This window comes from Oceanobacillus sp. MO10714A (assembly GCF_037072045.1).
In the GTDB taxonomy this organism is placed as follows: domain Bacteria; phylum Bacillota; class Bacilli; order Bacillales; family Amphibacillaceae; genus Oceanobacillus; species Oceanobacillus indicireducens.
Map to the genome: position 1 here is coordinate 1 of NZ_JAXHDC010000078.1, position 7618 is coordinate 7618.

Genomic DNA, 7618 nt, shown 5'->3' on the forward strand with positions numbered 1-7618 from the left:
ACTTTTTGTGTTTTTATGTTGGTGCATATTTTACATTAAGAAAAGAATTATGTCTTAGCGTAGTCTCTAGAGACCCAGCCGTTTCTTTTTACACACATGGCTCCGAAAGTAGTGCTTCCACTGAAATTTATTGTATTTCTGATGCTGCTAAGTCCATTAATCTAGATATCTCATGAATGCTTAATATTTCTTATTATGATTCCATATAAAGTCAACTTGTTGCGAATGTTAAGCTAAAAATTATCTTGTTACTCGTTTTTTTTATTGAGATAACTTTTAAAAATTATTCTAATGTTGATAAATCAATTTCTACTAAATAAGGGTTGCTTTCAAAAGACATAAGTTCATCTAATTCCAGCTCAAGCGGCTTGGACAAATCATCTATACCAACAATATCCTGTGCACCTTCAATTGATCCACCTGGTCTAACTTCTTTTTGCCCAATCGATAAATCCACATCGTCAACCATAAATACCTCGTCCGTTTCCACTCCATCTTGGAAACCTTTTAGCATGAAAGTCATGAAAGGCGAAGCTGATTCATCTGAATTATTGACCCAATCATATTCAATAATTAAAGCATCTTTTCCATCATAATCTACACCAAGGCTATAACTTTGAATAGTCATTTCGTATTCTCCCACATTGATTGGTTCGCCAAGGACAATCTCATTTCCTGATGATTCTTCAACTTCCACTTCTTCTTCCTGCTCTTCCTCTGCTTCTTCTATTTCTTCATTTTGTGCAACATCATTTGTTTCTGGTTCTGCATTTTCCTCTTGTTGACCTGATTCATTATTAGTATCTCCACAGGCTGATAAGACTAAAAGACCTGCAATCAATAAACCTAACCACTTTTTACTCACTTTTCTACCTCCATATGTATTCATTGTTTGTAAATATATTATTTTCCATTCTTTTATTCGATATAGATAGCCTACTTAACTTAACGCTCCTACAGTTGATATAACTTACTATTTTTCCTCCATCTAAGGTTTCTTTATAAACCTCCTAAAGTATTAGACTACAAAATGGCATCGCCCCCCCTTAGCAATCACTCCCTATAATATCATTTTACCAGTCATTTAAGCACAGTTCCTTATAACTATTATACTGTTATAATACGGATATTCAATAGGAATTGAAAACAACATTCGAATAATAACCAAATTTTAGTGGTTTTTTGAATCCTATCATCAAATAGATTGGATATTATTACAAAGGACGGAGGTACAGGTCCGTTGTTTGAATTACCTTGTTAATAAGATGACGAACAACCTGTCCCTATGTCCTTCCATAATGAAAATAGATCGATTGTTCTGTTCAATCCATTACTCAAATAAGTCTTATGCTATAATCTATACAGCAACTACATAAGTTTAGTGGGCGGTTAATCATCTTCCTATAGAAGGGAGGTGGTGGGATGACGACGTATGGAGCATTAAATCTAGTTGGCAACAAGAATTAACAATAATAATAGTAAAAAAAATATGCATAGGCCATAATAAGAAAGTAGCTTGATTCAACAAATAACATAAGAACGTTAAACGTCTCTCTATTCATAATAATTTCCTTTCAGTATATCGTTTAAATAGCAGAATCGTACGCTCTTCCACTTACACAGTTTAGTTTACATTCCCTATCTTGGAGTAATACTTTTTTTGACAAGGTACTTCAGTCATTTAATCAACTTTTATAATTTTGGCAGTTCCATTATAATTATCAATAGTGTCTACACCAACTCTTTCACCAAATTCCCCTGCATCTCCTCAAGCTGTCCAAAAAAACTCTCCACCCTACTCTTCCCAACTCTCCGATATTTCCCAAGAATTAGCAACTCCTTCGGCAAATCCCGAACCTTATCAATCCCATCCTGATTTAATTGCTTAATCAACCCAGGCATACCAGTAAAATTATCTACACTGATATCCACATTGCCCAAATCCTCCGTCACCACAATTTCACTAGACTTATAGAATAAGAACAACTCTCCTGGACGGCTGTTCATCAGCTTTTTCCTTCTAATTTCTTCCGCAACAAATTCTTTCAACTCTTTAAAGAATGTTTCAGAATGAGATTCAGTATAACGTGTTACCCTTAAATGGAAACCTTCCATTGAATGCGGCAGTTCACTCATTATTCTAGCTTGTTGCTCTCCACCTAGACGAACTAAAAACCGCTCCGACTCTTCAAAACGCTGTGGAAGTAGAAATGCATCACGCAAAAAGTAGGGGATATCGATGGAGTCATCTCCATAGTGAATCGTACGCACAGGAATAAATCCAGGCTCTTCATTGAAAGCCTCCTGCAATAAAAGCCTGGCCTTCCTCTTCTTCGGTTCCTCTGTTCTATCTTCTGCAGTCATCTCATTTCCTACAGATTCGACATCTTTCGGTTTCTCATGCGCAAGCGATTCCTTCAACAGATCTTCAATTTTCTTAAAACGCAATGCCATCTCTTCTAATCCATAGGAATGCTCCTGTTTCATGATTGGATCCACATAATCTGGAACTACAATCGTATACGATTCATACACTTCCACGAACCATTTCACAATCGTATGAATATGCTCCCAAGATGTGAGCGACTCCGAGAACCTGAATTGTCGTGTGTCATGTGCTGCCACGTTCCCTAATTTCCGAACCTCATGGAATGCATGTTTCACTTCTTCATTCAGCAACCCTTTATCATCCAAATTTTGAATCCGGGTTTTAATCGTTAAATACGGCTCATTGGGCATATTTTCGTGGATCATTACTTTTTCAAGCAATACTTCGATAAACGTTCTACTATGTGTCAACATCGAGCGAGGACTGTGATAGATAGCCTTTTCCAGTTCATCCAACGTCCTTGCCAATTCTTCTGATATATCCTCTAGAAACTGATAAAAATAACTTCCCATTTTCTGTTCTCCCTTGATGTAAATCTTAAAACAAATTGCTGATATGTATGTATTTATAGATAGAAAAATTTAATTTTGTGAGGTGTGTATTACTACCTATATCTTACCAGATTTGTTGCTTTCCAGCGAACAAATCTTCGTATAGGTAAAGTTGATCTATATTGTCATTTCAAACATGTACCAGCTACATTAAAAATCCATGCAAGCACAAGGCTGCATGGAGTTCAAGGAAAGGTATCTTGAAGAATTGAATTCCGTAAAACAAAAAGAAGTACTTGAGGAAGACTTACGTGCCCTCCAGCTTGAAGGTTTTTTGGAATAACTTCAAGTTATATTCATAGATGCTTTTTTAATTTCTCTAACTCTTCCATTGTTAATTTTGTTACTTTAGAGATGAATTCTAAACTGGCTCCTTCTTTTATCATTTCCATTGCCACTTGCTTAACTCCTTCAACTCTACCTTCTTTTCTCCCTAACTCCTTCCCTTTCTCCTCATACGAAATTGGAATTTCCAATATTTTTTCAGCCTCTGGTAACTCCCTAATTTCCTTCATCAACTTTTCCTCCTCGTCTTCTGATAGTTTTAAATATGTTTCAAAGAAGCCATATATTAATCGTTGTTTTGCCGGATCAAGTTCCATTCTCGTTAGCATACGCAAAAATTCCTTTTTTACTTCTATTTTTTCTCCTTTATCATATCCCATTTTACTCAATAATGCTGCGGCTGCCGGATTGTCCGAACGTATATAATCACGCCAATTCTCCTTTTTCAAATGCAGGGTAAGAAAATTAAATGTCAAAACATGAAAAAATGGAAATTCCATCGTATACTTATTCTTTTCCCAATTTTCCTTATAACTAAATACTGCAATAGGCACAATCGGTCTTCTATACTTATTATAGAGCAGACTGAAGTAATGAAACATCCGTTCATGAAAATACCTTTGCACATAGCTCTGTGGTTCAATATGAACAATTATCACAACATCTGTATTTCTTATCTTAGTTTCCACAACAATATCAAGCCGCCTAGTCTCTCCTTCCACTATATCTGTATATACTTCTTCTGAAATTGGTTTAATCGCATGAAAATCAACCTGCTCATGCACGGCTGGAAAAAATACTTTTAGAAATTCTTCGAAAAATGTGTGGATGAGTTTTTTATGAAGCTGATCATGTTTTGTGTAAGTCGACGTTTTTTCTCTAATAACTAGGGGCATTACCAAGATATCCCGTCCTTTTAAGATATTATGGTGAGGTGTCTAGAAGGTAATATTCTTTATCTATCTTAGCACATTTGTTCGGTCGTTTCAATGAAGTGTGAAAAACTATTATTCACGTATATGGTAACTTAAAAGTGAGCCACCATAACAATTACACATCTTCATACTCCAAGGAATGATAAAAAACAACTAAATCTTATATAAATATTTGGTATACTTACAGTAGAAATACTTCAAAGAAACTACCCTCAAAATTTAATAAGGAGTATCAATATGCCACGAAATATTCCCTCTGAAATTTATACCACTGTTCCCCCAGTCATAATGGAAGTAAAGGAGAAGGACAAAGAACGCGTTCGACCAAAGCCAAACAGAAAACGTTCGGATACTGCTTTACTCAAACGGATACCCTTGAACAAATTAATGGATCTAAAAGTTGATTATGCTTTTAAACAGTTATTTGGTACAGAAAAGAATAAACAAATCACTGTAGTATTTTTAAATGCAATTTTGCAAAAAACGAATCGCAACTCTATTAAAGACATCATTTTTATAAATGTAGAAGAAGTAGAGGAATATGACGGTGACAAGCAGTCACGATTAGATATAATCGTTGAAACTGAAACTGGTGAACGAATCAATGTGGAAATCCAGTTCACGGATCAGCATAATATGATTAACCGCTCGATTTATTATTGGTCAGGTATCTATCGCCGGCAAATGAAAAAGAGTATGGCTTATAAGGAACTAAGACCAGTCATTGCCATTAATATCATGAACTTCAATTACTTGATGCAAACGGATCGATTCCACACCACGTATCACCTGTACGAAGATGAAGAAAAGTTCAAGCTGACCGAGTTGATGGAATTTCATTTTATAGAAATGCCTAAACTCATCCAGGCGTGGAAAAAAGAGCAGCTTGACCCTTGGAATGATATACTAGCAAGATGGTTATTACTTTTAGGAATTGTTGACAGGAAGAATAAAAAGGTTTATGATGACATTTTTCAAAAATTGGAGGAGATTGCAATGAACGATAAATCATTAGAGTCTGCCTTTAAAAATTGGGAAGAATTAAGTATGAATGATAAGGAGTACGCTGCTTATGAAGCAAGGCTAAAATATATTTTAGATGAAGAAGCTGCTAAACGAGAAATGGAACTGCGATTGAAAGAAGGACTCGAGGAAGGTAGAAAACGCATAATGAAGGAGGGATTAGAACAAGGGCTAGAACAAGGGCTCCAACAAGGTATAAAGCAATGTTTATATGAAGGTTTAGAAAAGGTTTAGAGCAAGGTAAAAAAATTGCTAACGAAACAACTGCACGACGCCTTCTAAGTAGCGGTATGGCGGTTGAAGAAGTAGCGAATTTTACAGAATTAACAGTATCACGTGTTGTAGAAATTAAACGTGAATTGCAAAAGAAATAATTACCACAAAAAATGGACTACAATTAGCTAATAAGCTAACTGTAGTCCTGCTTAGATGGAGCCTAGCGGGATCGAACCGCTGACCTCCTGCGTGCAAGGCAGGCGCTCTCCCAGCTGAGCTAAGGCCCCAAGATAAAATATATGTAAAATAGTTGGCTATTCTAGTCCTAAGCTGCTAAATAATAATGAATGGCTCATGCGCCCTAGAGGATTCGAACCTCTGACCTACAGCTTAGAAGGCTGTTGCTCTATCCAGCTGAGCTAAGAGCGCAACATAAACAATATATTTTCCTACAAAACTATGTATTGCCTATCCCAGAAACAAGTGTTTTTCTAATGGGCCTGAGTGGACTCGAACCACCGACCTCACGCTTATCAGGCGTGCGCTCTAACCAGCTGAGCTACAGGCCCATCATGAAATAAGAGCGGGTGAAGGGAATCGAACCCTCATCATCAGCTTGGAAGGCTGAGGTTTTACCACTAAACTACACCCGCATATGTAAAATGGAGGAGGTAGAGGGATTCGAACCCCCGCGCGGTTTGACCCGCCTGTCGGTTTTCAAGACCGATCCCTTCAGCCGGACTTGGGTATACCTCCGAACTATATGATGCTTCTTTAGATGAACCGATGGACCCTGCAGGACTCGAACCTGCGACCGATCGGTTATGAGCCGATAGCTCTAACCAACTGAGCTAAGGGTCCAGTATTTATGGGGTGACCGGTGGGAGTTGAATTCACTACCTCACTGGTATTTTTTATGCCCGTCATCTCTGAGCTGCTTTCACGCAATCAAATATGTATATGGCGCGCCCGAGAGGAGTCGAACCCCTAACCTTTTGATCCGTAGTCAAACGCTCTATCCAATTGAGCTACGGGCGCTTTATATGGTTCTGGGGTTCAGTCGGAACCAGACTCCGCGAAGGTTTAGAGATCCTCTGCAACTAGCGACTCCCGCCAAAACCGTGATTCAATTGATGAGCCATACAGGATTCGAACCTGTGACCCTCTGATTAAAAGTCAGATGCTCTACCGACTGAGCTAATGGCTCGCGTTGTAAGTTTGGTGCTGGTTTTATTATATGAGCTTGGAGTTTGAAAGCTCGTCGTGTTGCAAGCTTATTCGGCGATGCGTACACTCCTCGCAGGCCGCCTCAGAGAAGTTCACTCAAGGATGTAATTCGCGGCGTGCTCTACCGACTGAGCTAATGGCTCGTGTTGTAAGTTTGGTGCTGGTTTTATTATGTGAGCTTGGAGTTTGAAAGCTCGTCGTGTTCCAAGATTATTCGACGATGCGTACACTCCTCGCAGGCCGCCTCGGAGAAGTACATGCAAGGATGTAATTCGCATGCTCTACCAATTGAGCTAGGCCAACGTATATTATGTAGTGCTGCTTTTAAAAAAGTGGCTCGGGACGGAATCGAACCGCCGACACACGGATTTTCAGTCCGTTGCTCTACCGACTGAGCTACCGAGCCATGGAATATTACTGATTTTAATTAGTCTCTCGCTTCGGGTTCTGTTTCGAAGCATGTTCAAAGATGTTGTTGCTCGTCGTGTTGCAAGCTTATTCGGCGAAGTTGCACTCCTCGCATAGCTACAATGAAGTAATTCGAAGAAGTTTACGCTATGCTCTACCGACTGAGCTACCGAGCCATAATAATTCATTTATAATAGTGGCGGTCCGGACGGGACTCGAACCCGCGACCTCCTGCGTGACAGGCAGGCATTCTAACCAACTGAACTACCGGACCTTAATTGTATTTTTAAAAACATTAATGTTATTTGGTTGCACTTTCTAAGTACCACCGATTCAACTAGCATTAATATTTTTTGGTTGCGGGGGCAGGATTTGAACCTGCGACCTTTGGGTTATGAGCCCAACGAGCTACCGGACTGCTCCACCCCGCGATAATAAGAAATATGCAAGTTTTGTTAATGCATAATAATAGAATAAGGACTGTTCATCGTGTTTCGAGATAATTCGGGGAAGCTTACACTTCTCACAAAGCCTATTCAGAGGTGTTTCGGCTTTGCTCCACTCCGTGATCGTAAAAATACATA

Annotated in this window: 5 protein-coding genes and 11 tRNA genes; 2 read left to right on the forward strand and 14 right to left on the reverse strand. The window is 38.6% G+C overall.

Annotation, left to right across the window (positions count from 1 at the left end; translation table 11 throughout):
* Positions 1–283 precede the first annotated feature (283 nt).
* Together SPD53_RS19025 and SPD53_RS19030 are read right to left on the reverse strand one after the other, a co-directional pair.
* On the reverse strand, positions 284–865 hold the full coding sequence (locus SPD53_RS19025; RefSeq protein ID WP_336253498.1) for a DUF5067 domain-containing protein: 582 nt from the start codon (positions 863–865) through the stop codon (positions 284–286).
* Between the two features lie 866 nt (positions 866–1731).
* A complete protein-coding gene (locus SPD53_RS19030; protein WP_156857119.1) occupies positions 1732–2901 on the reverse strand; it encodes a DUF4145 domain-containing protein in 1170 nt (389 codons plus the stop codon).
* A 199-nt stretch (positions 2902–3100) separates the two neighbouring features.
* Here SPD53_RS19030 and SPD53_RS19035 point away from each other — a divergent pair, with 199 nt between their 5' ends.
* Positions 3101–3223, forward strand: a complete 123-nt coding sequence (locus SPD53_RS19035; RefSeq protein WP_336253499.1) for a hypothetical protein — start codon at positions 3101–3103, stop codon at positions 3221–3223.
* A gap of 13 nt (positions 3224–3236) precedes the next feature.
* Here SPD53_RS19035 and SPD53_RS19040 read toward each other — a convergent pair whose 3' ends face one another.
* On the reverse strand, positions 3237–4121 hold the full coding sequence (locus SPD53_RS19040; RefSeq protein ID WP_336253500.1) for a transposase: 885 nt from the start codon (positions 4119–4121) through the stop codon (positions 3237–3239).
* A 276-nt stretch (positions 4122–4397) separates the two neighbouring features.
* Here SPD53_RS19040 and SPD53_RS19045 point away from each other — a divergent pair, with 276 nt between their 5' ends.
* Complete coding sequence (locus SPD53_RS19045) at positions 4398–5417, forward strand: Rpn family recombination-promoting nuclease/putative transposase (protein ID WP_336253501.1); 1020 nt, start codon at positions 4398–4400, stop codon at positions 5415–5417.
* 196 nt (positions 5418–5613) lie between these two features.
* On the opposite strand, the gene SPD53_RS19050 is transcribed toward SPD53_RS19045, so the two are convergent.
* The 11 genes from SPD53_RS19050 to SPD53_RS19100 all read right to left on the reverse strand — a co-directional run bounded on the left by SPD53_RS19050 (position 5614) and on the right by SPD53_RS19100 (position 7465).
* A tRNA-Ala gene (locus SPD53_RS19050) sits at positions 5614–5686 on the reverse strand.
* 68 nt (positions 5687–5754) lie between these two features.
* A tRNA-Arg gene (locus SPD53_RS19055) sits at positions 5755–5828 on the reverse strand.
* Between the two features lie 66 nt (positions 5829–5894).
* Positions 5895–5968, reverse strand: a tRNA-Ile gene (locus SPD53_RS19060).
* Between the two features lie 13 nt (positions 5969–5981).
* A tRNA-Gly gene (locus SPD53_RS19065) sits at positions 5982–6052 on the reverse strand.
* A gap of 10 nt (positions 6053–6062) precedes the next feature.
* A tRNA-Ser gene (locus tag SPD53_RS19070) sits at positions 6063–6155 on the reverse strand.
* A gap of 31 nt (positions 6156–6186) precedes the next feature.
* Positions 6187–6260 (reverse strand) — tRNA-Ile (locus SPD53_RS19075).
* A 100-nt stretch (positions 6261–6360) separates the two neighbouring features.
* Positions 6361–6437, reverse strand: a tRNA-Arg gene (locus tag SPD53_RS19080).
* A 96-nt stretch (positions 6438–6533) separates the two neighbouring features.
* Positions 6534–6606: transfer RNA gene (locus tag SPD53_RS19085), tRNA-Lys, on the reverse strand.
* Positions 6607–6959: 353 nt separating this feature from the next.
* Positions 6960–7032: transfer RNA gene (locus SPD53_RS19090), tRNA-Phe, on the reverse strand.
* A 199-nt stretch (positions 7033–7231) separates the two neighbouring features.
* Positions 7232–7308, reverse strand: a tRNA-Asp gene (locus SPD53_RS19095).
* A gap of 80 nt (positions 7309–7388) precedes the next feature.
* Positions 7389–7465 (reverse strand) — tRNA-Met (locus SPD53_RS19100).
* Between the last annotated feature and the right edge of the window lie 153 nt (positions 7466–7618).

Coding starts and splice junctions, on each gene's coding strand:
- SPD53_RS19030 (WP_156857119.1), bottom strand. CDS start 2,901: ATGGGAAGTTATTTTTATCAGTTTCTAGAGGATATATCAGAAGAATTG.
- SPD53_RS19035 (WP_336253499.1), top strand. CDS start 3,101: ATGCAAGCACAAGGCTGCATGGAGTTCAAGGAAAGGTATCTTGAAGAA.
- SPD53_RS19040 (WP_336253500.1), bottom strand. CDS start 4,121: ATGCCCCTAGTTATTAGAGAAAAAACGTCGACTTACACAAAACATGAT.
- SPD53_RS19045 (WP_336253501.1), top strand. CDS start 4,398: ATGCCACGAAATATTCCCTCTGAAATTTATACCACTGTTCCCCCAGTC.